Origin of the sequence: Rubrivivax soli (assembly GCF_049810355.1) — a bacterium.
In the GTDB taxonomy this organism is placed as follows: Bacteria; Pseudomonadota; Gammaproteobacteria; order Burkholderiales; family Burkholderiaceae_C; genus Rubrivivax.
Window position 1 is genome coordinate 3,425,482 of sequence record NZ_CP187368.1, and the last position, 24,433, is coordinate 3,449,914.

Consider the following 24,433-nt stretch of genomic DNA (forward strand, 5'->3'; position numbering starts at 1 on the left):
CGTGTTCCGCTACGCTCGCGGCCATGCCGATGCCCAAGCCCCACCTTCTGGCCGCTGTCGCGCTGTGCGTGCTGAGCGGCGCCGCCGCCGCGGCGTCGACCACGGCGTCCACGTTCGACCCGCGCAGCCTCAGCCCCGAGATCGATCCCTGCAGCGACTTCTACGGCCATGTCAACGCGCGCTGGCTCGCCGCCACCGAGCTGCCCGCCGACCGCGGCCGCATCGGCAGCTTCGACCAGCTGCGCGCGCTGAACGCGCAGCGGCTGTCGGCGGCGCTGGCCGAGGGCAGCGCCGCGCCCGAGCGGCTGCCCACGCCGGGCCAGCGCCTGGTGGCGACCGACCACGCCGCCGGCATGGACACGGCGGCCGTCGAACGCGCCGGCCTGCAGGCGCTGGCTCCGTGGCTGGCGCGCATCGACGGCCTGAAGACCCCGGCCGAGCTGCCGGCGCTGCTGGGCGCGCTGTCCCGCGTGGCCGGCGGCGCGCCGCTGCTGGCGAGCGTGGGCCCCGACGCGAAGGACAAGCGCCGCTACGCGCTGCAGCTGCGCGCGGGCGGCCTGGGCCTGCCCGACCGCGGCGACTACGGCAGCGACGACGCGCGCACGCAGCGCCTGGTGGCGGCCTACCGCAGCTACCTGCAGGCACTGCTGACGCTGTCGGGCGCGCCGGTGGAGCCGTCCGCGATGGCGCCCGTGCTGGACGGCATCGTCGCGTTCGAGAAGACGCTCGCGCAGGCGATGCAGCCGCGTGCCGCGCTGCGCGACCCGAACGCCGTCTACAACGTCTTCACCGCCACCACGCTGGCGCAGGCCGCGCCGGGTCTGGACTGGACGGCCTTCGTCGCCGCCCTCACCGGGCGCGGCAGCACGGCGGCGGCGGAGCTGCGCTTCGTGCTCAGCGAGCCCGGCGTGGCGGCGGCGCTGGCCCGGCAGGCCGAAGCCACGCCGCTGGCCACCTGGCGCGCCTACCTGCGCGTGCGGCTGCTCGACACGCTGGCGCCGCGCCTGCCGCAGGCGTATGCCGAGGCGCACTTCGCGTACCACGGCGCTGCCGTGCGCGGCCTGCGCCAGCCGCTGCCGCGTGCCGAGCAGGTGGTGCAGGACATCGGCGCCAGCGCCATCGGCGAAGGCCTGGGCGAGCTGTACGTGGCGCGCCACTTCTCGCCGCGTGCGCAGGCGCGCGCGCTGCAGATGGTGGCCGACGTGAAGGCCGCGATGCGCCGGCGCATCGAGACGCTGTCGTGGATGGGTCCGGTGACGCGCCAGCGTGCGCTGGCCAAGCTGGACGCGCTGGCGCCCAAGATCGGCGTGCCGGCGCAGTGGAAGCGCTACGAGGGGCTGCAGCTGCGCGCCGACGACTTCGCGGGCAACCGGCTGCGCGTGGCCGAGTGGCTGATGGCCGAGCGCATGGCCGACCTCGAGCGCCCGGTGGACCGCAGCCGCTGGAACAGCAGCCCGCACATCGTCAACGCCTTCGCCGGCAGCCTGAACGACATCATCTTCCCGGCCGGCATCCTGCAGCCGCCGTTCTTCGACGAAGAAGCCGACGACGCGCTGAACTACGGCGGCATCGGCAGCGTCATCGGCCACGAGATCACGCACCACTTCGACGACCGCGGCCGCCAGTTCGACGCCGACGGCAACCTCAGCGACTGGTGGGCCCCCGAAGACGCCGCCGCGTACCGCGCCCGCGCCGACCGCGTGGCCGCGCTGTACAGCCGCTACGAGCCGGTGCCGGGCCAGCGCATCGTGGGCCGCCAGACGCTGGGCGAGAACATCTCCGACTTCTCGGGCGTGCAGATCGCCTTCGACGCCCTGCAGATCGCGCTGCAGCGCGAGGGCCGCGCGGCGCAGAAGATCGACGGCTACACGCCGCAGCAGCGCTTCTTCTTCGGCTACGCGACGATCTGGCGCAGCAAGCTGCGCACCGAGCAGCTGGTGAACCAGCTGCGCACCGGCGTGCACTCCCCGGGACCGTACCGCGTGCTCGGGCCGCTGTCGAACATGCCGGCGTTTGCCGCCACCTTCCAGTGCAAGAGCGGCGCCACGATGGCACCGGCCGACCCGATCACGGTCTGGTGAACCCGGTGCCCGACACGGCTGCGGCCGACGACTTCGCCGCGCTCGGCCTGCGCCCGGCGCTGGTGCAGGCGGCGGCCGCAGCCGGCTGGCACACGCCGACCCCGGTGCAGACCGCGGCCATCCCGGCCGTGCTGGCGGGCCGCGACCTGCTGGCCCGCGCACCCACCGGCGCCGGCAAGACCGCGGCCTTCGTGCTGCCCCTGCTGCAGCGCCTGCAACAGGCGCCGGCCGGCGACCGCCGCCTGGCCGTGCTCGTGCTGGCGCCCACGCGCGAGCTGGCGGCGCAGACGGCGCGCGTGCTGCGCACGCTGGCGCCGCAGCAGCGCGCGGTGCTGGCGGTGGGCGGGCTGTCGATCAACCCGCAGCTGCTGGCGCTGCGCGGCGGCGTGCCGCTGCTGGTGGCCACGCCGGGCCGGCTGCTCGACCTGGTGGCGCACAACGCGCTGCGGCTGGACGGTGTGCAGTGCCTGGTGCTCGACGAGGCCGACCGCCTGCTCGACCTGGGGTTCGCCGACGAGGTGGGCCGCGTGCTGGCGCTGCTGCCTCCGCAGCGGCAGACGCTGCTGTTCTCGGCCACGCTGCCCGACACGGTGTCGGCGCTGGCGGCCGGCGCACTGCGCGACCCGCTGGTGGTGCAGGCGGCCGCGGCCGGCGGCGGTCCTGGCGTGGGGCCCGACATCACGCAGCGCGCCATCGTCGTCGACAGCGCGCGCCGCACGCCGCTGCTGCGCCAGCTGCTGCGCAGCGCCGGCTGGCCGCGCGTGCTGGTGTTCGTGGCCACGCAGCACGCGAGCGAGCGTGTCGCCGACAAGCTGCGGCAGGGTGGTGTGCCGGCTGCGGCGCTGCACGGCGACCTGAGCACCGGCCGCCGCGCGCAGGCGCTGGCCGACTTCGGCACCGGCGCGCTGCAGGTGCTGGTGGCCACCGACCTGGCCGCGCGCGGCATCGACGTGCCGCAGCTGGGCGTGGTGTTGAACCACGACCTGCCGCGCTCGGCTGTGGACCACGTGCACCGCATCGGCCGCGCCGGGCGTGCCGGCGCCGCGGGGCTGGCGATCAGCTTCGTGCTCGCCGACGCGCCGGGCAGCGAGGCGCACTTCCGGCTGATCGAAAAGCGCCAGGGCCTGCGCGTGCCGCGCGAGACGGTGCCGGGCTTCGAGCCCGCGGCGCCGGTGCTGTTGGCGCCGGCCGATCCGCACGGCGGCGTGAAGGGCCGGCGCAAGAGCAAGAAGGACAAGCTGCGCGAGGCCGCGGCGCTGGCCGCGAAGGCCGGGCCGGCACGCTGAGCAGCGTGCTTCAGCGCGCGGCGTCCGACGTCGCGTCCAGCGTCTTCAGCGCCTGCTCGGTCTCGGCCAGCAGCCGCCCGTCCTGGCCGGCAGCCAGCAGGTCTTCGGCCAGCGCCTGCAGGGCGTCGCGGGCGCCGTCGCGGTCGCCGGCCTGGGCCTGCAGCAGTGCGCGGTCGAACTGCCACAGCGCCTCCTGGCCGGTGCCCGGTGCCGCCGGGTAGAGCGCGTCGAACAGCGCCAGCAGCGCCGGCCCCGGCAGCGCTGCCAGCAGCACGGCACGGTCGTCGGGCTGCAGCAGCCGCATGCCGAAGGCGTGGTTCCACAGCCGCAGCCGCAGCTCGGGCGCCAGCGGCTCGCCGCCGCGCTGCATCGTGTCGGCCACCTGCAGCGCATAGGCCGCGGCGTCGGCGCCGGCCCCGAGCGCGCCGCCGAACTGCAGCGTGCGCACGAAGGCGCGCTCGCGGCCGGCGGCCAGCGCCTGCTCGAAGTGGGCCTGCGCTTCGGCCAGCCGCGCCGGCAGCAGCGCGCGGCCCCACATCGCGTGGGCGTAGACGTTGCCGGGTTCGTCCTGCAGCGCCTGCTGCCACAGCGCCGACGGGTCGCCGCCGGCCGCGCCTTCGCGCGCCAGCAGGAACGCGGCCCAGCCCAGGTGGGCGCGCAGGTCGGCGGCGCGCTGGCCCTGGGCGCTGGCCAGGCCTTGCAGCAGCACCGGCTGCACCACCGCCACCTGCTCGGCGAAGCTGCGCGGCGTGGGGCCGCCACGCGTGGCGCGCATCTCGCGCAGCCAGCGCAGCGCGCAGTCCTGGTGGGCGGCGTGCAGCGCGGGTGCGGCAGCGGACGATGGCGGCGCGCCGGCGGCCAGCGTGCCCAGCTGCTGCAGGGTGGCTGCGTGCTGGCCGTCCACGCACAGCGGCAGCAGCTGCGCGGCCTGTGCCTGCAGCGCGGCGGCTTCGGCCGCGCGGGCCTCGGCGGCGCGGCGCTCGGCCAGCTGCCACCCCCCCACGCCGAGCACCAGCGCCACCGCGGCCGACACCGCGATGCGCCGGCCGCGCCCGCCCGTGGCGGCGGCGCGCAGCCGGGCGACCGCGGCCACGGTCTCGGCGACGGGTTCGCCGCGCGGCTGCAGCACGGTCACCGCGCTCAGCCACGGCGGCAGGCTGGCGATGGGCGTGGGCTGCACCAGTACCGGCAGCACGCGGCCGGCTGGGCGGCGCCAGCGCAGGCGCGCGATCTCCAGTTCGGCCAGCACGTAGCTGCCTGGCGCCACCGCGGCCGGCGTCACCAGCACCACCATCGCATCGGCGGCTTCGATGGCCTCGCGCAGTGGCTGGTGGAAGGACTGGCCGGCGGGCAGGTCGTGGCGGTCCATGAAGACCTGGTGGCCTTCGGCCTCCAGCGCCAGCAGCAGGCGCTCGGCCAACGGGCGTTCGGCCGACGGGTAGGACAGGAAGAGCTGCATCGTCAGCCCGCGGCCTGCAGGGCGGCGTCGGCGGCGTCGAGTTCCAGCTCGCTGAACACCAGGATGCCGGCCGCACGCAGCCGGGCGGTGGCGACACCCGGCAGGGGCACGCGCGTGCCGCTGAAGCTGCCGTCGTGGCTGAAGGACGACCCGCAGGACGGGCTGCCTTCCTTCAGCACCGCGACGCGCACGCCGTGCAGCTGTGCCTGCCGCAGTGCGTGGTCGGCCCCGGCCAGGAAGGCGGCGGAGACGTCGGCCCCGTGCACGTCGACGACACGGGCGCTGCCGGCCAGCACCTGCGCGCCGCCGGCGGCGCCGGCGATCTCGGCCGGCGGCCGCGGCACCGGCAGGCCGCCCGCGATCTCGGGGCACAGCGGCAGCACCCAGCCCGCCGCCAGCCAGCGCCGCAGCGCGGGGTGCGTGCAGAGCTTGTCGCCGCCGTTGTAGCGCACGGCCTGGCCCAGCAGGCAGGCGCTGACGAGCACACGCGGCGTGGTCAAGCGCGTGCCCGCGGCGTCATTCATGGCTTCTCAAGGGCAGGGCTGGACGCGGGCATCGGGCCCCAGCGGCCGGAAGCCCAGCCGCGCCGCGGCCTCGGCCTGGGTGGCGGCGATGTCGAAGGCGCCGATGCGGCCGTCGGCGGCCCCGCACATCGCGGGGTACATGCGGCCGTCGCTGCCGCAGCGCTGCGCCAGCACGGGCACGCCGGCGTCGGACAGCACCTTCGCCAGCTCGGGCACGGTCTGGCCGCCGCCGCTGCACTGCTTCGAGCCCAGGTGCTTGAACACCGTGACGGTGGCGCCCGGCGCGCTGGCGCAGGCGGACGTGGCCAGGGCCAGCAGCAGGCTGGCAGCGTGCAGGGGCAGGCGGGTGTGCATGCGGCGATGCTAGGCCATCGCGGCGGCGGCGCGCGCTGTGGAGAAGTTGTTTCAGCCCCGGCACGCCGGCGCCGATATGCTGGCCACATGCAGAACGATCTGAAGCTGCTGGAGCAGCGCTGGGGCCTGGCCCTGCAGAGCGCGTCGTTCGGCGTCTGGGACCTGGACCCGGTGCACGAGCGTGTGCACTACTCGCCGCAGTGGAAGGCGACGCTGGGCTATGGCGGCGCCGACGTGCCCGACAGCACGCACACCTGGCGCGACCGCGTGCACCCCGGCGACCTGCGACCGATGCTGGAGGCGCTGACCGCCCACCTGGAGGGCCGCAGCCCCGACTACGCGCACGAGTTCCGGCTGCGCGCCGCCGACGGCAGCTACCGCTGGGTGCTGTCGCGCGGCCGCGTGTGCGAACGCGACGCGGCCGGCCGCGCGCTGCGCATGGTGGGCACGCTGACCGACCTGACCGATCGCCACGAGGCGGCGGCGCAGCGTGCGCAGCTGGAGCTGCTGTCGCGCATGAGCCACGAGCTGCGCACGCCGCTGAACGCGGTGCTGGGCTTCGCGCAGCTGCTGAAGGGGCGCATCGGCCACGACGACGTGGAGGTGCAGCGCCAGCAGGTGCTGCAGATCGAGGCCGCGGGCTGGCAGCTGCTGCGCATGATCGAGCAGATGCTGGCGTCCACGGGCGCCGGCTTCACTGCCCGAGCCAGCGCGCCGCCGAGTTCGCCAGCATCGCCAGGCCCGACAGCGTCAGCAGGCCCAGCACCAGGTTGCGGAACGCCAGCGGACTGATGCCGATGTAGACCCGCATGCCCAGCAGCGCGGGCAGCAGCAGCGCGGGCGCCACCACGGCCATCCACGGCAGCATGCGCGCCGTCACCAGGCCGGTGGCCAGGTAGCTGGCCATCGTGGCCGCGAGCAGCGCGAGGTTGAAGTTCTGGATCACCGCGCGCTGCGTGTCGCGTTCGAAGCCGCGCAACGTGCACCACAGCGTGGGCAGCGCGCCGGTGAAGCCGCCCAGCGGCCCCATCAGGCCGCCCAGAGCGCCGGCCACGGCGTCGCCCGCGCGACCGCCGGCCGGCCCGCCGCCCAGGCGCGGCAGCCGGCCCGACAGCAGCATCAGCGGGCACCACACGGCCAGCAGGCCGCCGACCAGCGCGCGGAACACCGTGGCGTCGATGCGCGGCAGCAGCCACAGCCCCAGCGGCAGCCCGAGCAGTCCGCCGGCGATGAACGGCAGCACGCGCGCGGCGTCGAAGCCGCGCCGCACCGTGAACGCCGCCAGCAGCTGCCCCGTGAGCCCGCCGAACACCGCCAGCACGGCCGCCAGCTGCGGGTCGAGCGACCAGGCCCAGAAGCTCAGCGCCACCAGGCTGAAGCCGAAGCCCGACAGGCCTTGCACGAAGCCGGCGCAGGCGGCGCCGAGCACGATGAGCCACCAGGCGGGTTCCATGCCCGGCAGTCTAGCGGCCGACAATGCGCGCGATGCGCCGTCTCGCCTTGCTGTTGTCCGCCGCCGTGCTGGCCGCCTGCACCACCGTGCCGACCGACCCGCGCCAGCGGGAACTGCCGCTGGACGTGGCCGGCGAGACGCTGCCGGCGCACTGGACACTGCCGGCCGCAGACCCGGCGGCGCTGGTGCTGCTGCAGCACGGTTTCTCGCGCCGCTGCGTGCACCTGCGCGGCACCGCGGCGGCGCTGCGCGACCAGGGGTTGGCCGTGCTGTGTGTCGACGCCTCGATGGCTGCAGGCAACCCGCCGCTGGCCGCGGCGCTGGCAGCCACGCTGGCCGGGCTGCAGCGCCTGCCCGACGGCCGCGCACTGCCGCCGGCCATCGTGGTGGGCGGACATTCGGCCGGCGCCGCGTTCGCCGTGCAGGTGGGCGCCGGGCTGCTGCGGCTGGCGCCCGAGCGCCTGGCCGGCGCACTGCTGCTGGACCCGGTGGCCACGCGCGGCTTCGACGCAGCGCTGCAGGCCGTGTCCGACCAGGGCCGGCGCCCGGTGCTGGCGCTGCTGGCGCCGCCGCACGCCTGCAACGCGCAGCAGAACGCGGCGCCGGCGCTGCGCGGCCTACTGCCGGCCGCGGGCTTCGTCGGGCTGGTGGCGGGCGCCGGTGCCACCCACATCGACGCCGAAGGCGCGGACAGCGACGCCGTCGCACGCTGGGCCTGCGGCACGCCGCTGCCGGCGCAGACGGCGCGGCTGCGCGCCCAGGCCGCGGCCTGGGCGCTGGACATCGCCACGGGCCGCCGGCCGGCGCCGCCGGTCGCGTCGAGCGACGCCGTGCCGATCGACTAGGGCCTGTTAACACAACCGCAGGCCGTCAGCGATCAGCGCGAAGCTGATGAAGGCGATGAACATGACGTCGAGCTTCTCGAAGCGGGAGAAGATGCGGCGGTAGCCCTTGAGCCTGCGGAACAGGCGCTCTACCTCGTTGCGACGCTTGTACATCGCCCGGTCGTATTCCCATGGCTCGATGCGCGTGCTGAGTGGGGGCACGACGGGGACGAAGCCCAGATCGAGCGCAAGCTGCCGAGTCTCGTTGCCCTCGTAGGCGCGGTCCATGATCAGGTGAAGAGGACGATTGGGCGGCCCCAGCCGCTTCAACAGCTCTCGTCCCTCGGGTGCATCGTGCGCCTGGCCTGGCGACAGCGAGAACGTTATGGCCGTGCGTGCGTCCGCAGCGAGGAGGTGGATCTTGGTGTTCCAGCCACCGCGGGACTTGCCGATAGCCTGCGGACCGTTTTTTTTCGAGCACCAGTGCCGTCCGGGTGCACCTTCACGCTGGTGCTGTCCAGGCAGACGGACTCGATCTTGATCTGCACGACCTGCGCACGCTGCAACTGCTCAAACGCCTTGTCGAGCACGCCGGACTTGGCCCAGCGGCTCATGCGCGTGTAGATCGTGTGCCAATTGCCAAACCGCTTGGGCAGACCGCGCCACTTGCAGCCGTGCTCGGCCACGTAAAGGATTGCGTTAAGCACTTGCAGATTCGACAGGCTGACGTTGCCTCGCTGGCGGGGCAAGCAGTGTTCGATCTGGGCAAACTGCGCTGCGGTGATCTCCATGGCCGCAGTGTCAAGACAATGCGGCTTCGGCGCAATTAGTGTTAACAGGCCCTAGTCCCAGCGGCGCAGCGTCTCGCGCTGCAGCCGCGCCGGCACCGGGCCGGCGGCGATGCAGCGCAACTCGATGCTCGTGCGCTCGGCGTGCATCTGTGGCGTGTGGTGCGTGGCGTGCAGCAGGCCGCCGTCGAACAGCAGCGCGTCGCCCGGGGCCAGCACGGCATGCGCGATGCGCGGGTGGCGCGCACGCACGGTGGCGTCGGTCAGCGCGGCCACCGGCAGCAGCGCCGGTTGCGGCGCGGGCACCCAGGCCAGGCTGGGCGCGTCGGTGCCGCAGGGCGTGAGCGCGATCCAGGCCGTCCACATGGGCAGCGGTTCCGGCGGAACAGCCGCAGGCGGGGCCAGGAAGTCGTGGTGCAGCGCGCCGTCCTGGTGCCAGCCGTGTGGCGGCAACGCGCGCCGCACCCAGCACTGGCTCACGACGAGCTGCGGCGCTGGCCCCAGCCGGTCCACCAGGTGCGCGTGCAGCGGCCGCAGCGCCTGCAGCACGGCGTCCAAGTCCAGCGCCGTGGCCAGCGGCAGCGAGCCGCCGGGCCGTGTCTGCAGCTGCTGCAGCCAGTGCGCCGCGGTGCGGCCGTCGAGCAGCCCGGGCAGCTGCAGGGGCGCGGCGTTGCCCAACTGTTCAGCGCTGCAGCAGGTCCAGCGTCTCGGGGTGGCGGCGCATGTAGGCAGCGACGTAGCTGCACAGCGGGCGCACGTGCAGGCCCTGGCTGCGCGCCCAGTCCAGCGTGGCCTGCACCAGCGCCGCGGCGTGGCCGTGGCCCTGCGACTGCGGCGGCACCTCGGTGTGCGTGAGCAGCAGCACGCTGCCGTCCAGGCGGTAGGCGCACACGCCCAGGCCACCGCCGATGGCCGCCTCGAAACGCGAGGCGGCGGGGTTGTGCACGACGGTGAGGGGGCTGGGCATGCGCTGGATTGTCAGGCCGCGCTGTAGCCGTGCAGCCGGTCGCCGCCCTGCGCGGCGTGGATGCTGGCGTTGAACGACACGATGATGCGGTCCAGCGTGCCCTGGTACGGCAGCGCCTGGTGCGGCAGCCACGACGGGAACAGCACCAGCTGCCCCGGCACCGGCGCCACGTCCACGTGCGGCGGCTGCAGGTAGGCGTTGCCCATGTCCACGTGCGCACCGCCCAGCTGCGCGAACGGCGGGCCGTAGAAGCGCGTGACGCCGTTGGCCGCGCCGTAGACCGGGTGTGCCGTGCGCTCGGCTTCGGCATCGACCTGCACGCAGTACACGCCCGACCACGAGCAGTTGCCGTGCGTGTGCACGTCGTGGAAGGCGCCGCCGTTGCCGACCTGGAACCACATGCCCGCGATGTGCACCTGCAGCTGCAGCGCGTGCGCCGGCCAGGCCGCGGCGTTGGCCTGCTGCACGGTGTCGCGCAGGCGCTCGACCACGAAGCGCACGAAGCCCTGCCACTCGGGCAGCTGCACGCGCTGCAGCAGGTCGTCGTCGCTGGCGAAGAAGGCGCCAGGCGCGGCGCCGCGCGCGTGGCTCTGCGTCACGCGCAGCGCGCCGAACACACGCACCAGCAGCGCGTTCAGCGCGTCGGCGTCCCCGTGCTGGCGCACCGCCAGCGGCGTGGGCCACAGCGTGTGGAAGCCGGGCTGCAGCGACACGGCGGTCGGGCTCAGGCGTGCACGCCGGCGGGCCAGCGCAGCACGTGGCCGGTGTCGCGCGCGAAACGCTCCAGGTCGTCGGGCGTGTCGATGTCGACCTTGTAGCGGTGGTTGTCGGTGACGAAGGGCGCCACCGCGTCGGCGTGCGCGGCCTGCCACTGGCGGCAGCCGACGTTGGCGGCGCCGGCGAGGATCTGCTCGCGCACCTCGTTCGTGAAGATCACCGGGTTGCCGCGTTCGCCGTGCACCTGCGGGTAGACGACCTGCGTGCCCTCGGGCCGCTTCTTGAAGGCGCCGATCAGCGCCGTGATGTCCTGCGCGTTGAGCAGCGGCTGGTCGGCCAGCGCGACGATCACCGCGTCGAGCTTGCCGCCCAGCGCCGCCAGCCCGATGCGCTGCGAGCTGACCTGGCCGTCGTCGGGCTGCGGGTTGTGCACCACGGTGACCGGGAAGGTCTGCACCACGGGTTCGATCTGCCCGGCGTGGTGGCCGAGCACGACCACGACCTCATCGACGCCCGCGCCCGACAGCGCGATGAGCTGGCGGCGGATCAGCGGCACGCCGCCCAGTTCGAGCAGGCTCTTGGGCTTGTGGCCGATGCGCGAGCCCGCGCCCGCGGCCAGCAGCACGGCGCCGACCACCACGCGGCTGTAGAGGCCGCCGCCGCCTTTGAGGATGCAGCCCATGTCAGGTGCCGCCGCAGCAGCTGCCCTTGATGACGGGCATCTCGGGCAGGGGGGCGATGACCGGCTTCTCGACCGGCGCCGGCGCCGGCGCTGCAGGGACCGCCGCCGGGGCCGCGGCTGCGCGCCGCGCCGCCACCACGGCCGCCAGCACCGACAGCGCGATCTCCTCGGGCGTCTGCGCGCCGATGGCCTGGCCGGCGGGTGCCACGATGGCGTCCACCGCCGCGGCGTCGCAGCCAGCAGCCACCAGCTGCGCCTTCAGCACCTGCGCCTTGCGCGCGCTGGCGACGAAGAACACCTGCCGCGCGCCCAGCGCCAGCGCCGCGCGCAGGCCCTGCAGGTCGCGCCGGCCCTGCGTGGCCACCACGACGAAGCTGCCAGGGCCGACGGCCGGCGCCACGTCGGCCGCCTCGTCGCTGGCGACCACGCGCACCGCGTCGGGGAAACGTGCCGCGTCGGCGCCGTGCGCCACCACCGTCACCGGCAGGCCCACGCGCGGGGCCAGGCCGGCGAGTGCGGCAGCCAGCGGCGAATCGCCGACGATGGTGAGCCGCGCGCGCGGCAGCATCGGGTCGACGAAGAGCTCCAGCGTGCCGCCCGAGTGGCAGGCCATGCCGAACTCGAGCACGTCGTCGAGCTCGCGCATGCCGCCGGCTTCGGCCGGCGCGATGCGGATCACACGCGCCACGCCGTCGGCGAGCGCGTTCTTCACGGTGCGCAGCACCGCGGGCTGCGCGCAGCCGCCGCCGATCCAGCCGTGCACGATGCCGTCGGCGGTGACGACGGCCTTGTCGCCGGGCTTGGCCGAAGCCGGCGCCTGCACGCGCAGCACGCTGACCAGCGCATAAGGCTGGTCCTGCTGCTGCAGCCGCGTGGCGGCGGAAAGGACATCGAGCGTCGACATGGCGGGGCACTCCTTCATTGCAGGACCTCGGCCGCCGCGGCGAGGTCGCGCAGGCGGTTCAGGCGGACGAAACGTTCGATCAGCGGCGTGCAGGCCTGCATCGCCTGCGAGGCCGGCGGCTGCTCGCCGGGGTGGAACCAGGTGATGCGCGCGCCGTGGCCGCGCACCGCCCGCAGCTCCTCGGCCAGGCGGTGCGGCTCGTCGGCATCGGAGCCGTCGGACAGCACCCACACACGCGCGCTGCGGCCGAGCTGCGCGCGTGCGTGCACGCGGTGGAAGTCGTTCAGGCTGGTGGCGATGCGCGTGCCGCCGCCGAAGCCGGCCGTCACCGCGTTGACCTTCTCCTGCACGGTGGCGCTGTCGCGCTGCAGCAGCGGCGTCACCTCGGCCAGCCGGGTGTGGAAGACGAACACCCGCGCCTGCAGCGCGCCGACGCAGGCGCGTGCGATGCGCAGGAACAGCTGCGCGTGCGTTTCCATCGAGCGGCTGACATCGACCAGGATGAAGACCTTCGGCTGCTCGCGCCGCGCGCGACGCCAGGCCGGCTGCACCGGCACGCCGCCGGTCTTCAGGCTGGCGCGCAGCGTGCGCCGCACGTCGAGACGGGCGCCGCGCGGGTCGTCGTGCCAGCGCCGCGTGAGGCGGCGGCGCAGGCGCTGCGCGATGCGCTCGGCCAGCTGCTGCAGCAGCGCCAGGTCCTGCGGCAGCCACTCCGACAGCGCGCGGTCGTGCAGCGGGTCGGTGCGGCTGGCGCCGCCCTGCGCGCGCGGCGGCGCGCCGGTGTCGCCGTCCACCGCATCCAGCGCGGTGTCGCTCAGCCCGCGGTTGGCGCTGCCAGGGCGGTCCAGGCTCTCGTGCAGGTCCTGCACCAGCTGCCGCAGGTCGCGCCGCGGCCGCGTCTGGCCGCTGGTGCGCACGCTGCCCTTCAGCCGCTCGGGGTGCCAGTAGCGTTCGAACAGCTCGGGCCAGCGCTGCCAGTCGCGGGCGTCGTGGCAGGCGATGGCGCGCCAGGCGGGGTCGAGCTGCCGCGCGCGTTCGATGCGGATCGCCAGCGCCGCGCGCACCATCGCCTGCTGCTCGGCGATGCCGACCTGCAGCCCGTGCTCGCGCAGCAGCGCGGCGAAGCCGGCGATGGCGTGCAGTGGTTCGGCCTGCATCTCATGCACGCTCGGCGACGCCGGCGCGGCGGCCTTCGATCAGCTGCTGCACGCGCTCCGAACCGACCTGGAAGCGGTCTTCGCGGGTCTTCAGCAGGCAGCCCAGCGTGGCCAGCAGCGCGTGCGGATCGTCGGGCAGGGTCTTGAACGACAGCCGGTGCAGCGCGCGCACCCAGTCCAGCGTTTCGGCGACGCCGGGGGTCTTGCCCAGGTCTTCGCGCCGCAGGCGCTGCACGAAGGCCACCGACTGCTCGACCAGCGCGCTCTCGGCCTGCGGCAGCGTGCTGCGCACGATGGCGATCTCGCGTGCCAGCGTCGGGTAGTCGAGCCAGTGGTACAGGCAGCGGCGGCGCAGCGCGTCGCTGAGCTCGCGCGTGCCGTTGCTGGTCAGGATGACCTGCGGCACGTGGCGCGCGGTGATGGTGCCGAGCTCGGGCACGGTGATCTGGTAGTCGGCCAGCACTTCCAGCAGGAAGGCCTCGAAGGCTTCGTCGGCGCGGTCGATCTCGTCGATCAGCAGCACGGCCGGCGTCTCGCTGGCGATGGCCTGCAGCAGCGGGCGTTCGAGCAGGTAGTCGCGCGCGAACAGGTCGCGTTCGACGACCTGGTCGCCCTGGGTCTCGTGCAGGCGGATCGCCAGCAGCTGGCGGCCGTAGTTCCACTCGTAGGCGGCCTGCGCGAGGTCCAGCCCTTCGTGGCACTGCAGGCGCACGAGGCGCCTGCCGCCGGCCTGCGCCAGGGCCAGCGCGAGTGCGGTCTTGCCGACCCCGGCGTCGCCTTCCAGCAGCAGCGGCCGCTGCAGCTCGCCGGCCAGCCAGAGCGTGGTCGCCAGGGCCTCGTCGGCGATGTAGCCGGCGCGGTGGAGTTGCTCCCGCAGGCCCTGGTCGTCCATCGTCAGGTCTTCTTGCCGAAGAGGCCGGCGAGCCAGCTCTTGAACACGGTCCACATCAGGGCCAGGGCGTTCAGCTCCTTGACCGGTTGCGGAACGACAGGCGCCGCAGGGGCGGCGGCCGGTGCCGGTGCCGCAGCATCGGCCGTTGCGCCTTCGGGACCCGGCGCGGCTGGCGCCGCCGCCACCGGCACGGCCGCAGCCGCGGCGTTGAAGTTGTTGGCGAACTGCGCCAGCATCGCGTCGGACACCGGCACCAGCAGCCGGCTGCCGAACTGCGCCAGCTTGCCGCTGACGACGATGGTGGCCACGCCCACCAGCACGCAGCTGCCCGGCGTCTCGCCCGGCTCCACGTGCGCGGCCAGGTTCATCGACGCCGACGAGCCGGCCTTGTCGGCGCCCTTGCCCAGCATCGTCATCGCCTTGGTCGCGGCGTCGAGCGCCAGGATCTCGATGTCGCCGCCGAAGGTCATCACCGCGGGGCCGACCTTGCTCTTCACGGTGCCCTTGAAGTGCGTGTCGTCGATCTGTTCGGTGATGGCGGCACCGGGCATGCAGCCGGCGGTGGCGCGGATGTCGCTCAGCACGGCCCAGGCCTGGTCGGCACTGGCCTGCACGGGGTAACGCTTGTCGAGTTTGACTTCCATGGGGGCGTTCTTCTGGTGGGGGGCGGGATGCGCCGGATTGTCCGCGCTGCACGCCGCCCCGACACGGTCGGGGCGGCGCTGTTCCGCCGTGCTACAGCGCCACGCCGCTGGCCTTCAGCTGCTGCCAGACGCGGTAGGCGCTGTGCGGCATCGTCATGTTGACCACACCCAGGTGCGCAAACGCGTCCACCACCGCCGAGGTGAAGGTGGGGATGGAGCCCACGTGCGGCGACTCGGCCACGCCCTTGGCGCCCAGCGGGTGGTGCGGGCTGGGCGTGACCGTGTGGTCGGTCTCCCAGTGCGGCGTCTCCATGAAGGTGGGCAGGAAGTAGTCCATCAGCGTGTTGCCCTGCAGGTTGCCCTGCGCGTCGAACGGCATCTGCTGGCCCATCGCGACCGCAAAGCCCTCGGTCAGGCCGCCGTGGATCTGGCCCTCGATGATCATCGGGTTGATGCGCGTGCCGCAGTCGTCCAGCGCGTAGAAGCGGCGCACCTTGGTCTCGCCGGTGGCGCGGTCGATATCGACCACCGCGAGGTAGATGCCGAAGGGGTAGGTGAAGTTCGGCGGGTCGTAGTAGTGCACCGCCTCCAGGCCCATCTCCATGCCCGCGGGCACGTTGTTGTAGGCGGCCCAGCAGATGTCCTTCATCGTCTTGTGGCGGGTCGGGTCGCCCTTGACGTTGAACCGGTCGATCTCCCAGTCGAGGTCGTTCTCGCCCACTTCCAGCAGATGCGCCGCGATCTTCTTCGCCTTCGCGTGGATCTTGCGTGCGGCCAGCGCGATGGCCGCACCCGCCACCGGCGTGCTGCGGCTGCCGTAGGTGCCCAGGCCATAGGGCGCGGTGCTGGTGTCGCCTTCCTCGACCTGGATGATCTCGCTGGGGATGCCGAGTTCGGTGGCGATGATCTGCGCGTAGGTGGTCTGGTGGCCCTGGCCCTGCGTGATGGTGCCCATGCGGGCGATCGCGCTGCCGGTGGGGTGCACGCGGATCTCGCAGCTGTCGAACATGCCCACGCCCAGGATGTCGCACATCTTGCTGGGGCCGGCGCCCACGACCTCGGTGAACGTGACGAGGCCGATGCCCATCAGCGTCGGGCAGTCCGGGTCGGCGCGCTTGGCGGCCTGCTCGGCGCGCAAGGCCTTGTAGTCCACGGCATCGAGCACCTTCTGCAGCGCGGTGTGGTAGTCGCCGCTGTCGTATTCGAAACCGAAGGCGCTGGTGTACGGGAACTGCTCCTTGCGGATGAAGTTCTTCGCGCGGATCTCGGCCTTGTCCATGCCCAGCTTCTGCGCCAGGATGTCCACCATGCGCTCGATCAGGTACACCGCTTCGGTCACGCGGAAGCTGCAGCGGTAGGCCACGCCGCCCGGCGCCTTGTTGGTGTAGACGCCCTTGACGCTGGCAAACGCCGCGGGGATGTCGTAGGACCCAGAGCAGATGTGGAACAGTCCGGCCGGGAACTTGGTCGGGTCGGCGCAGGCGTCGAAGGCGCCGTGGTCGGCGACCACGTTGACGCGCAGGCCGGTGATCCGGCCGTCGGCGGTGGCGGCGATCTCGCCGTCCATGTGGTAGTCCCGCGCAAAGGCCGTGGAGCTGATGTTCTCGATGCGGTCCTCGACCCACTTCACCGGCTTGCCGAGCACGATGCTCGCGACGATGGCGCAGACGTAGCCCGGGTACACGCCGACCTTGTTGCCGAAGCCGCCGCCGATGTCGGGGCTGACGATGCGCACCTTGCTCTCGGGAATGCCCGACAGCAGGCTGACCACCGTGCGCACGACGTGCGGCGCCTGGCTGGTGATGTAGGTGGTGAGGTCGCCGCGCACCGGGTCGAAGCTGGCGACGCAGCCGCAGGTCTCCAGCGGGCAGGGGTGCACACGCGGGTAGAAGATGTGCTCCTTCACCACCACCGGTGCGGCGGCGAAGGCGGCGTCGGCCGCTGCCTTGTCGCCCGCGTCCCACGTGAAGATGTGGTTGTGGTGCTCGCGCGGGCCGTGCGCGCCGCTGGTCTTGCCGGCGAGGTCCTCGCGCAGCACCGGCGCATCGGGCTTCAGCGCCTCGTAGGGGTCGATGACGACCGGCAGCTCCTCGTATTCGACCTGCACGGCCTCGACGCCGTCGGCCGCGGCGTAGCGGTCCTCGGCGATCACCACCGCCACCTCCTGCATCTGGAAGTGCACCTTCTCGTCGGCCAGCACCGCGGCCACGTCGCCGGCCAGCGTGGGCATCCAGTGCAGCTTCAGCGGCTTCAGGTCGTCGGCGGTGAGCACGGCGATGACGCCCGGCACCTTCAGCGCCTCGCTCTTGTCGATGCGCTTGATGCGGGCGTGTGCGTAGGGGCTGCGCACGATGTCCATGTGCAGCATGCCGGGCAGCTTGATGTCGTCGACGTAGTTGCCCTTGCCCTGGATGAAGCGGGCGTCTTCCTTGCGCAGCCGGCTGTCGCCCAGGCCCTGCAGGGCGGCTTCGCGGGCGTTCCTGTCGGGCGCGTTCATGCGGTCACCTTCTGGTCTTGCTGCAGCTTCGCGGCGGCGTACTGCACGGCCTTGACGATGTTCTGGTAGCCCGTGCAGCGGCACAGGTTGCCGGCCATGCCGGCGCGGATCTCGGCTTCGCTCGGGTTCGGGTTCTCCTGCAGGAAGCGGTAGGCGCGCATCAGCATGCCGGGCGTGCAGAAGCCGCACTGCAGGCCGTGTTCCTTGTAGAAGCCTTCCTGCACCGCGTGCAGCACGCCGGCCTGGGCCAGGCCTTCGACGGTGAGCACGTCGCCGCCATCGCACTGCACCGCCAGGTGGGTGCAGCTCTTGACGCTCTGGCCGTCGACGTCGACCGTGCAGGCGCCGCAGTGGCTGGTCTCGCAGCCGATGTGCGCGCCGGTGAGTTGCAGCTCTTCGCGCAGGAAGTGCACGAGCAGGGTGCGCGGCTCGACCGCCTTCTCGTGGGTGCGGCCGTTGACCTGCACGCTGATGAGTTTCTTCGCCATGGTCCGGGTCTCCTCAATGGGCACGGGCCGCGGCGGCCCGGATCGCGCGCTGGACCATCTGCCCGGCCATCGCGGTCTTGTAGTCGACGTCGCCGCGCAGGTCGGCGGCGGGGTCGCAGGCGGCCATCGCGGCGGCGGCGGCGGCGCGGATCGTGGTGTCGTTCAGCGGCTGGCCCAGCAGCGCCTGCTCGGCGGCCGTGGCGCGCAGCGCGGCGGGCGCCACGTTGGTGAGCGCGATGCGCACGTGGCTCACCGTGCCCGCGGTCAGGCGCAGCACGACGGCGGCGCCGGCCGTGGCCCAGTCGCCGGTCTTGCGCTTGAGCTTCTCGTAGGCCCAGCCGGTGCCGGCGGCAAAGGCCGGGGCGCGGATCGCGACCAGGATCTCGTCGTCGGCCAGCGCCGTGAGGTAGGTGCCCTGGAAGAAGTCTTCTGCCGCCACCTGCCGCGTGCCGCCGGGGCCCTGCAGCGTGAAGGTGGCGCCGATGGCGATGGCCAGCGCTGGGTGGTCGTTGGCCGGGTCGCCGTGCGCGATGTCGCCGCCGATGGTGCCGCGGTTGCGCACCTGCGGGTCGGCGATCAGCTTGGCGGCCTCGCTCAGCAGCGGCAGCCTGGCCTGCAGCAGCGGGCTGGCGATGAGCGCGTTCTCCACCGTCATCGCGCCGATGACGACCTCGTCGCCGCTGACCGTGTCATCCAGGCAGATGCCGCGCAGCTCGGGGATGCGGTTCAGGTCGATCAGGTGCGCGGGCTGCGCGAAGCGCAGCTTCATCATCGGCAGCAGGCTGTGGCCGCCGGCCAGCAGCTTGGCGTCACTGCCCAGCGTGCCGAGCAGGCCGAGTGCTTCGCCCACGGTCTTGGGTGCGTGGTAGTCGAAGGCGGGTGGAATCATCGCGTCTCCTCGGAAGGGGCCTCGGGTGGAGCCGCAGATTCTTCGGCCGTGCCAATGTCCTTCCGATTTGGACAGGTAAGCCCCGCCCGGAGCGCCAAACGAGGCGCGCGCCGCACGAACGGGCGTCAGCGCCGCACGAATGGCGGTTGCGGGTTTGGCAAGTGCGGCGCGCCCGGGGAAAACCCGGGGGCCGGACAAACCCTCAGGCGCTGACGCCCAGCCGGGCCAGCACCGCCGCGGTGCTGGTGCGCGAGACCGGCACCTGCAGCTCCGGGCCCAGTTGCAGCGCCATGCGGCCGTCGTCGCGCAGGATCTGCGTCACCGCGTCCAGGTTCACGATGTGGCTGCGGTGCACGCGCAGGAAGCGCTCGGGGTCGAGCCGGGTCTCCAGGTCACCGATGTTGAGGTTGCAGCTCTGCGTGCCGCCGGCGGTGCGCACGTGGGTGTAGTGGCCGTCGCTCTGGATCGCCAGCACCTCGGCCACGTCGAGCAGCACGATGCGCTGGTCGGAGACGGTGGGGATCTTCAGCAGCCGCCGCCGGTGGTCGGGCCGCGCCTGCGCGCCCGCGGGGGCCGTGGCGTCGGGTTGCGCCACCAGCTCGGTGATGTCGTAGAAGACCAGCGTGTAGCCGGCCGGCTGCAGCTGGGCGTCGGTCAGCCGCGTCACCTTGATCAGCAGCACCCGCTCGGGGATGTTGATGATCATCGTCATCGGCGGCGGGTTGGCCACCGGGCACTTCGCGGCCTGGTCGAGCAGGAACTCCACCTTCGGCTGCGAGCGTTCGGGGTGGAAGCTGAGCACCATGCGGTCGAAGGGCAGCATCTGTTCGACCGGCAGCACGCGGCGTGCGAAGTCGTTCATCGCCACCACGTGGCGCTGGGCATTCAGGTGGACGATGCCGGCCTCGAACCGCTCCAGCAGGTACAGCGGCGAGACCGACGGGCTGCGCGGTTCCATGGCGCCGATTGAACCACGCAGTGCCGCGTCAGGCGCTGCTGGCTTCCCCGGGCGCGGGCACCGGCGTGCCCGCCAGCAGCTGCTCCAGCCGCTGCTCGCGGATGCCGTAGAAGGCCTTGATGGCGGCGATCTGCGCCAGCACCGGCGCCGCCGGCTTCGGCTGGCGGCGCTTCACGGCCAGGATCATCTTGTTCTTGTTGGTGTGCTCCAGCGACACGAACTCGAACACCTGCGTGTCGTAGCCCTGGGCTTCGAGCAGCAGCGCGCGCAGGCCGTCGGTCAGCATCTCGGCCTGCTGCGCCTGGTGCACGCCGTGCTGCAGGATGGGCGCGATCGGGTGCGGGCTCAGCAGCTGCGGCCGCAGTTCCTTGTGGCAGCAGGGGCTGCAGACGATGATCTCGGCGCCCGCGCGCAACCCGAGGTGGATGGCGTGGTCGGTGGCGGTGTCGCAGGCGTGCAGCGCGATCACCACGTCCAGCCGCGCCGGCGTGTAGCTGCGCACGTCGCCCTGCTCGATGTGCAGGCCCTGCAGGCCGAGCCGCGCGATGGCGTCGTTGCACAGCGCCACCATGTCGGGCCGCAGCTCGACGCCGGTGACCTGCGCGTCGACGCCGCGCACCTGGCGCAGCCAGTCGTGCACGGCGAAGGTGAGGTAGCCCTTGCCGGAGCCGAAGTCCACCACGTGCAGCGTCTTGGCCTGCGCCAGCGGCGCGCTGTCGAGCGCGTGCGCGAAGACCTCGACGAAGCGGTTGATCTGCTTCCACTTGCGCGCCATCGCCGGCACCAGCTGGTGCTGCGCGGTGGTGACGCCCAGGGCGGCGAGGAAGGGGCGGTCCAGCGCCAGGAGGCGCTGCTTCTCGCGGTCGTGCGCCTGCAGGGCGGCGGGGGCCGCGGGTGCGGCGTCGGCCTGCGCGAGTGCGGTGGTCTTCAGCGACGCGTCGCCCTTCTTCGTGAACGAGAGCTGGGTTTCCTCGCGCTGCGTCAGCAGGTGGGCGTTGCGGAACGGGCTGCCCACCAGCGTGCGCAGCTGCGCCAGCGCATCGGCGTCGGCGTGGTTGCTGGTGAGGTCGCGCGTGGCGTGGCGGGCCACGAAGCTGAGCGCCGGCGCGCCGCGCAGCACGATGCGGCGCACCGTGAGGCGTTCGAGCCCGGGTGTGCCGCCACGCGGCTTGGCCAGCACGAGCTTGACGAAGCTGCCCTGGTCCAGGCTGTCCTGCAGCCGCGCGAAGAAGCGCTCGACCGGCGGGGCCGTGTTCACCGCGACGCCGCGGACGCCGGTGCCGGCACCGGCGTCACCACCGTGCTCGGCGCGGAGCCGGCGCCGGCCTGCGGCGCGACCACGCCGGTGGCGATCGGCACCTCGTCGCTGACCAGCACGCGCGTCACGAAGTGGCGCGTCTCGCCGAAGCAGGTGGTGGGCAGGCCCACCTTCTCCTCGTAGTGCAGGCTGACGCGCTTGCCCATCACGCGCGTGATCTGCTCGGCCACGGCATCGTCGCGCACCGTGAAGAGGAACTTCTCCGGCGTCGAGCCCGGCAGCGACACCAGCGCCAGCTCGCCCTCCCAGGTCTTGCACAGCCAGCCCTTGTGCGAGAGCTTCTGCACCCAGCCGGCGCGCTCGCCGCTGGAGTAGCTCCAGCTCAAGGCCGCCCAGAAGTACAGCGCCGCCAGCACGGCGAGCACGGCGAGGGCGAGGATCAGGCGCTTCAGGATCACGGCGTGCTCGGCAGGGTGGGCTGGGGTGGCGGATTATCGGCCCGCCGCCGGGGCTACTTCGCGCCTGCCTTGAAGCTGGTGAAGATGCGCGTCTGCACGCGGCGGATGTCCTGCGGCACGGCGTCGGGCGGCGTCAGCTTCTTCATGTCGGCGGCCGACAGGAAGATGGTCGGGTTGCTCGCGACTTCCTTCTTCACGAAGGGCTTGGACGCCAGGTTGGGGTTGGCGTAGAAGACCTTGTTGGTCAGGCTCGCATGCACCTCGGGACGCATGATGTAGTTGATGAAGGCGTGCGCGTTCTTCACGTGCTTGGCGTCCTTGGGGATCGCCATCGAGTCGTAGAACAGCGTCGCGCCGCTGGGCGGCACCAGCGCCTGGATGTCCTGGCCGGTCTTGTTGTCGATGGCACGCTGGCGCGCGATGTTGATGTCGCCCGAGTAGCCCATCACGACGCACAGCGCGCCGTTGGCGAGGTCGTTGATGTACTCCGACGACGAGAAGCGCGTGATGCCCGGGCGCGCGGCCTTCAGCACGTCGCGGGCGGCGTCGTAGTCCTTGGCGGCCTTGCTGAAGCCGGGCTTGCCGGCGTAGATCATGGCCACCGGCATGACTTCGCTGGCGCTGTCGAGCATGCTGACGCCGCAGCCCTTGAGCTTGCTGTTGTATTCGGGCTTGAAGACCAGGTCCCAGGGGTTGGCCGGCAGCGGCGTCGCGCCGAGCGCGGCCTTCACCTTGGCGGTGTTGATGCCCACGGTGACGTAGCCCCAGAGCCAGTTCACGAGGTGCTGGTTGCCGGGGTCGGTGGCCGCCATCTGCTCCAGCAGCGCGGGGTCGAGGTTCTTCCAGTTCGGCAGCAGGCTGCGGTCGAGCTTCTGCAGCAGGCCGCCTTCGATCTGCATCTTCGCGAAGTGCGCGCCCGGCACGACGATGTCGTAGCCGGTCTTCCCGGCCACCAGCTTGGCGTGCAGGATCTCGTTGTTGTCGAAGTTGTCGTAGCGGACCTTGATGCCGGTCTCTTTCTCGAAGTTCCTGATCGTGTCTTCGGCGATGTAGTCCGACCAGTTGTAGATGTTCAGCACCTTGGGTTCGGCGGCCTGGGCGGCGGCGCCGCCGGCGGCGAGGGCCAGGCCCAGGGCGGCCAGGCGGGCGACGAGGGAGCGCAGCGGGAAGGTCATGGTGTCGGGTTCCTGTGGTGAAACGGACAGGCGGGTCAACGGATGGGGCGGGATTTTCGCCGACATCGCGCCGTGGCTGCAGCGCGGCCGGTGGCCCCACGCGCCGGCGGGAATCGCTGATGTCAGGCGGGGTCGCCGGCAGCGTGGCGGCGCCGGAACATGCCCCAGCCTTCCATCGCCAGCACCGCGGTCCCGTGCTGGTTCAGCACGGTCCAGGCGCAGCGCACCAGGCCCACGTGCGGCTTGCTGGCCATCGGGCGTGCCTGCAGCACTTCCATGCGCACGCGCAGCGTGTCACCCGGGCGCACGGGCTGGAGCCAGCGCAGGCTGTCGATGCCGGGCGAGCCCAGGCTGGCGCTGTCGAGCAGGTAGGCGTCGCACATCATGCGCATCGTCATCGCGCAGGTGTGCCAGCCGCTGGCCGACAGGCCGCCGAACAGCGAGGCGTCGGCGGCTGCGTCGTCGAGGTGGAAGGGCTGCGGGTCGAAGGCCTGCGCGAAGGCCAGCACGCCCTCGCGGCTGACCGTGGTGCCGCCGAATTCACGCACCTGGCCCACGGGGAAGTCCTCCCAGTGCAGGCGCGGGGACTTGGGTTCTGCCATGGCGCGGCAGCATAGCGGCAGCCGCCACAATGGATGCCTCGCCATTTCCGACCCGTTGCCATGACTGCCTTGATCCTCGGCCTGCTCGTGTTCCTGGGCGTGCACTCCGTGCGCATCGTCGCCGAGGACTGGCGCAGCGGCGTGCGCGCTCGCCTGGGCGAGAACGCCTACAAGGGGGTGTATTCGCTGCTGTCGCTGGCGGGTTTCGTGCTGCTGGTCTGGGGCTACGGGCAGGCGCGGCTGGAGCCGGTCGCGCTGTGGACGCCGATCACCGGCATGCGCCATCTGGCGGCGCTGCTGATGCTGCCGTCGTTCGTGCTGCTGGCTGCAGCCTACGTGCCGCGCAACGGCATCCGCGCCCGCGTGCACCACCCGATGGTGCTGGGCGTGAAGGTCTGGGCGCTGGCGCACCTGCTGGCCAACCACACGCTGGCCGACCTGCTGCTGTTCGGCGGCTTCCTGGTCTGGGCCGTGCTGGACTTCCGCGCCGCGCGTCGGCGCGACCGGGCCGCCGGCACCGTCTATGCGCCGGGCACGCTGGCCGGCACGCTGACCACCGTGGTCGCCGGCGTGGTGGCCTACGGCGTGTTCGCGATGTGGGCGCACGGCGCGCTGTTCGGCGTGCGGCCGTTCGGCTGACCACGCCGGCGGCGGGCCCCCGCGCGGGTGGGGGGTGGGTGACTCCCCCGGCGGTCCGACGTCGGGGCGATGGTGCGGGGCGGGCAGGGCGCCGAGCATGGCGGCTCGTCATCGCCACCTTGGAAAGCCCTGCATGTCCACGCACCTCCGCCGCCCGCACTGCGCCCCCGCTGTCGCCGCCATGCCTGCGGACGACGACCAGCTGCCCGGCTGCGGCTGGTTCGACTCCAGCCACGAGCTGCAGCGCGGCCTGCTCGTCACCGAACACACCTGCGCCGACGGCGTGGTGCACGCGCTGCCGCTGGCCGACTGGCTGGCGCTGCACCTGAACGGCTGGCGTGGCCAGCCCGCCGCGCTGGGGGGCTGACGGCCCGTCGGCGCAGGCTGCGCTTCGTCCTGCGCCGCCCGCCGGCCGTCGCAAGTGGCTCGCGGGGCCGGGGTGGGCTGCCTACAGTGCAAGGCATCGACAGGCCCGCACTTTCAAGGACAGCACCATGACCACCCGCACCGCCCCCCGCCTCTACGCCGTCGCCTCGGCCGCCTTCTTCACGCTGCTGATGCTGGCCGGCATCCAGGGCCTGGCCACCAGCGAAGCCCCCGCCGGCCAGCTGGCCCGCGCCGCCGCCCAGCAGCACGCCTGAGCCTGCCCGCCTGCGGGCTGCGCTTCACATCCCGACACGCCACCAGCGCAGGTGCAGCAACCCGCCTGCGTCATCATCGCGGGGTTGCCGCCGGCC

At 72.9% G+C, this 24,433-nt stretch carries 28 protein-coding genes and 1 pseudogene; 7 read left to right on the forward strand and 22 right to left on the reverse strand.

The genetic code is table 11. The annotated features are described in order from the left end of the window. Positions 1–23 precede the first annotated feature (23 nt). Both ACPOLB_RS15605 and ACPOLB_RS15610 read left to right on the forward strand, forming a co-directional pair. A complete protein-coding gene (locus ACPOLB_RS15605; protein ID WP_425256923.1) occupies positions 24–2,081 on the forward strand; it encodes a M13 family metallopeptidase in 2,058 nt (685 codons plus the stop codon). Next, on the forward strand, positions 2,078–3,367 hold the full coding sequence (locus ACPOLB_RS15610) for a DEAD/DEAH box helicase (RefSeq protein WP_425256924.1): 1,290 nt from the start codon (positions 2,078–2,080) through the stop codon (positions 3,365–3,367). Before ACPOLB_RS15605 ends, ACPOLB_RS15610 begins: the two co-directional genes overlap by 4 nt. 10 nt (positions 3,368–3,377) lie before the next feature. On the opposite strand, the gene ACPOLB_RS15615 is transcribed toward ACPOLB_RS15610, so the two are convergent. The 3 genes from ACPOLB_RS15615 to ACPOLB_RS15625 are packed head-to-tail and all read right to left on the reverse strand — an operon-like array spanning position 3,378 to position 5,704. Beyond that, positions 3,378–4,826, reverse strand: coding sequence for a TIR domain-containing protein (locus tag ACPOLB_RS15615; RefSeq protein ID WP_425256925.1), 1,449 nt, complete (start codon positions 4,824–4,826; stop codon positions 3,378–3,380). A 2-nt stretch (positions 4,827–4,828) separates the two neighbouring features. Beyond that, positions 4,829–5,350, reverse strand: a complete 522-nt coding sequence (locus ACPOLB_RS15620; protein WP_425256926.1) for a DUF523 domain-containing protein — start codon at positions 5,348–5,350, stop codon at positions 4,829–4,831. Between the two features lie 6 nt (positions 5,351–5,356). Further along, positions 5,357–5,704, reverse strand: coding sequence for a hypothetical protein (locus ACPOLB_RS15625; RefSeq protein WP_425256927.1), 348 nt, complete (start codon positions 5,702–5,704; stop codon positions 5,357–5,359). Between the two features lie 87 nt (positions 5,705–5,791). On the opposite strand from ACPOLB_RS15625, the gene ACPOLB_RS15630 reads away from it, so the two are divergent. Further along, a complete protein-coding gene (locus ACPOLB_RS15630) occupies positions 5,792–6,496 on the forward strand; it encodes a PAS domain-containing sensor histidine kinase (protein WP_425256928.1) in 705 nt (234 codons plus the stop codon). On the opposite strand, the gene ACPOLB_RS15635 is transcribed toward ACPOLB_RS15630, so the two are convergent. After that, positions 6,399–7,157 carry a sulfite exporter TauE/SafE family protein gene (locus ACPOLB_RS15635; RefSeq protein ID WP_425256929.1) on the reverse strand — a complete coding sequence of 253 codons (759 nt, stop codon included), beginning with the start codon at positions 7,155–7,157 and terminating at the stop codon, positions 6,399–6,401. The two genes, ACPOLB_RS15630 and ACPOLB_RS15635, sit on opposite strands and share 98 nt — an antisense overlap. A gap of 32 nt (positions 7,158–7,189) precedes the next feature. Between ACPOLB_RS15635 and ACPOLB_RS15640 the strand changes: the two genes are divergently transcribed. Further along, positions 7,190–8,002, forward strand: coding sequence for an alpha/beta hydrolase (locus tag ACPOLB_RS15640; protein ID WP_425256930.1), 813 nt, complete (start codon positions 7,190–7,192; stop codon positions 8,000–8,002). 6 nt (positions 8,003–8,008) lie between these two features. Here the strand turns inward: ACPOLB_RS15640 and ACPOLB_RS15645 are convergent, their stop codons facing one another. The 18 genes and pseudogenes from ACPOLB_RS15645 to ACPOLB_RS15730 form a co-directional block, all read right to left on the reverse strand. Next, a complete protein-coding gene (locus ACPOLB_RS15645) occupies positions 8,009–8,506 on the reverse strand; it encodes an IS5 family transposase (protein ID WP_425261868.1) in 498 nt (165 codons plus the stop codon). A gap of 110 nt (positions 8,507–8,616) precedes the next feature. Beyond that, positions 8,617–8,772 (reverse strand): annotated as a pseudogene (locus ACPOLB_RS15650) (transposase); the annotation flags it as partial. Positions 8,773–8,823: 51 nt separating this feature from the next. Then, positions 8,824–9,447: a hypothetical protein gene (locus ACPOLB_RS15655; protein ID WP_425256931.1), complete on the reverse strand. Its 624-nt coding sequence runs from the start codon at positions 9,445–9,447 to the stop codon at positions 8,824–8,826. Between the two features lie 4 nt (positions 9,448–9,451). Further along, positions 9,452–9,736: a GNAT family N-acetyltransferase gene (locus tag ACPOLB_RS15660; protein WP_425256932.1), complete on the reverse strand. Its 285-nt coding sequence runs from the start codon at positions 9,734–9,736 to the stop codon at positions 9,452–9,454. Between the two features lie 11 nt (positions 9,737–9,747). Continuing rightward, positions 9,748–10,449: a putative 2OG-Fe(II) oxygenase gene (locus tag ACPOLB_RS15665; protein ID WP_425256934.1), complete on the reverse strand. Its 702-nt coding sequence runs from the start codon at positions 10,447–10,449 to the stop codon at positions 9,748–9,750. Positions 10,450–10,460: 11 nt separating this feature from the next. Continuing rightward, positions 10,461–11,135 (reverse strand): nucleotidyltransferase family protein, encoded by a 675-nt coding sequence (locus ACPOLB_RS15670; protein WP_425256936.1) that lies wholly within the window; start codon positions 11,133–11,135, stop codon positions 10,461–10,463. Between the two features lies 1 nt (position 11,136). Then, positions 11,137–12,039, reverse strand: a complete 903-nt coding sequence (locus tag ACPOLB_RS15675; protein ID WP_425256938.1) for an XdhC family protein — start codon at positions 12,037–12,039, stop codon at positions 11,137–11,139. Positions 12,040–12,053: 14 nt separating this feature from the next. Further along, positions 12,054–13,196, reverse strand: coding sequence for a VWA domain-containing protein (locus tag ACPOLB_RS15680; RefSeq protein WP_425256939.1), 1,143 nt, complete (start codon positions 13,194–13,196; stop codon positions 12,054–12,056). 1 nt (position 13,197) lies between these two features. Continuing rightward, positions 13,198–14,088: an AAA family ATPase gene (locus tag ACPOLB_RS15685; protein ID WP_425256941.1), complete on the reverse strand. Its 891-nt coding sequence runs from the start codon at positions 14,086–14,088 to the stop codon at positions 13,198–13,200. 2 nt (positions 14,089–14,090) lie between these two features. Further along, complete coding sequence (locus tag ACPOLB_RS15690) at positions 14,091–14,732, reverse strand: SRPBCC family protein (protein ID WP_425256942.1); 642 nt, start codon at positions 14,730–14,732, stop codon at positions 14,091–14,093. Between the two features lie 91 nt (positions 14,733–14,823). After that, complete coding sequence (locus ACPOLB_RS15695; protein ID WP_425256943.1) at positions 14,824–17,229, reverse strand: aerobic carbon-monoxide dehydrogenase large subunit; 2,406 nt, start codon at positions 17,227–17,229, stop codon at positions 14,824–14,826. Beyond that, complete coding sequence (locus tag ACPOLB_RS15700) at positions 17,226–17,717, reverse strand: (2Fe-2S)-binding protein (protein WP_425256944.1); 492 nt, start codon at positions 17,715–17,717, stop codon at positions 17,226–17,228. The genes ACPOLB_RS15695 and ACPOLB_RS15700 overlap by 4 nt, the downstream gene beginning before the upstream one ends. 13 nt (positions 17,718–17,730) lie before the next feature. Further along, entirely contained in the window at positions 17,731–18,606 is an 876-nt protein-coding gene (locus ACPOLB_RS15705; RefSeq protein ID WP_425256945.1) for an FAD binding domain-containing protein, read from the reverse strand. Between the two features lie 202 nt (positions 18,607–18,808). After that, positions 18,809–19,564 carry a LytTR family transcriptional regulator DNA-binding domain-containing protein gene (locus ACPOLB_RS15710; RefSeq protein WP_425256946.1) on the reverse strand — a complete coding sequence of 252 codons (756 nt, stop codon included), beginning with the start codon at positions 19,562–19,564 and terminating at the stop codon, positions 18,809–18,811. Between the two features lie 28 nt (positions 19,565–19,592). Next, a complete protein-coding gene (locus ACPOLB_RS15715; RefSeq protein ID WP_425256947.1) occupies positions 19,593–20,822 on the reverse strand; it encodes a class I SAM-dependent methyltransferase in 1,230 nt (409 codons plus the stop codon). Then, a complete protein-coding gene (locus ACPOLB_RS15720; RefSeq protein ID WP_425256948.1) occupies positions 20,819–21,280 on the reverse strand; it encodes a hypothetical protein in 462 nt (153 codons plus the stop codon). The genes ACPOLB_RS15715 and ACPOLB_RS15720 overlap by 4 nt, the downstream gene beginning before the upstream one ends. A 53-nt stretch (positions 21,281–21,333) precedes the next feature. After that, positions 21,334–22,455 carry a polyamine ABC transporter substrate-binding protein gene (locus tag ACPOLB_RS15725; protein ID WP_425256950.1) on the reverse strand — a complete coding sequence of 374 codons (1,122 nt, stop codon included), beginning with the start codon at positions 22,453–22,455 and terminating at the stop codon, positions 21,334–21,336. 122 nt (positions 22,456–22,577) lie between these two features. Beyond that, positions 22,578–23,057 (reverse strand): MaoC family dehydratase, encoded by a 480-nt coding sequence (locus tag ACPOLB_RS15730; protein WP_425256951.1) that lies wholly within the window; start codon positions 23,055–23,057, stop codon positions 22,578–22,580. A gap of 60 nt (positions 23,058–23,117) precedes the next feature. Here ACPOLB_RS15730 and ACPOLB_RS15735 point away from each other — a divergent pair, with 60 nt between their 5' ends. From ACPOLB_RS15735 to ACPOLB_RS15745, 3 genes are all read left to right on the forward strand, one after another. Further along, on the forward strand, positions 23,118–23,696 hold the full coding sequence (locus tag ACPOLB_RS15735) for an NnrU family protein (RefSeq protein WP_425256952.1): 579 nt from the start codon (positions 23,118–23,120) through the stop codon (positions 23,694–23,696). Between the two features lie 133 nt (positions 23,697–23,829). Further along, entirely contained in the window at positions 23,830–24,063 is a 234-nt protein-coding gene (locus ACPOLB_RS15740; protein WP_425256953.1) for a hypothetical protein, read from the forward strand. 127 nt (positions 24,064–24,190) lie between these two features. Beyond that, positions 24,191–24,337 carry a hypothetical protein gene (locus ACPOLB_RS15745; protein ID WP_425256954.1) on the forward strand — a complete coding sequence of 49 codons (147 nt, stop codon included), beginning with the start codon at positions 24,191–24,193 and terminating at the stop codon, positions 24,335–24,337. Positions 24,338–24,433 lie beyond the last annotated feature (96 nt).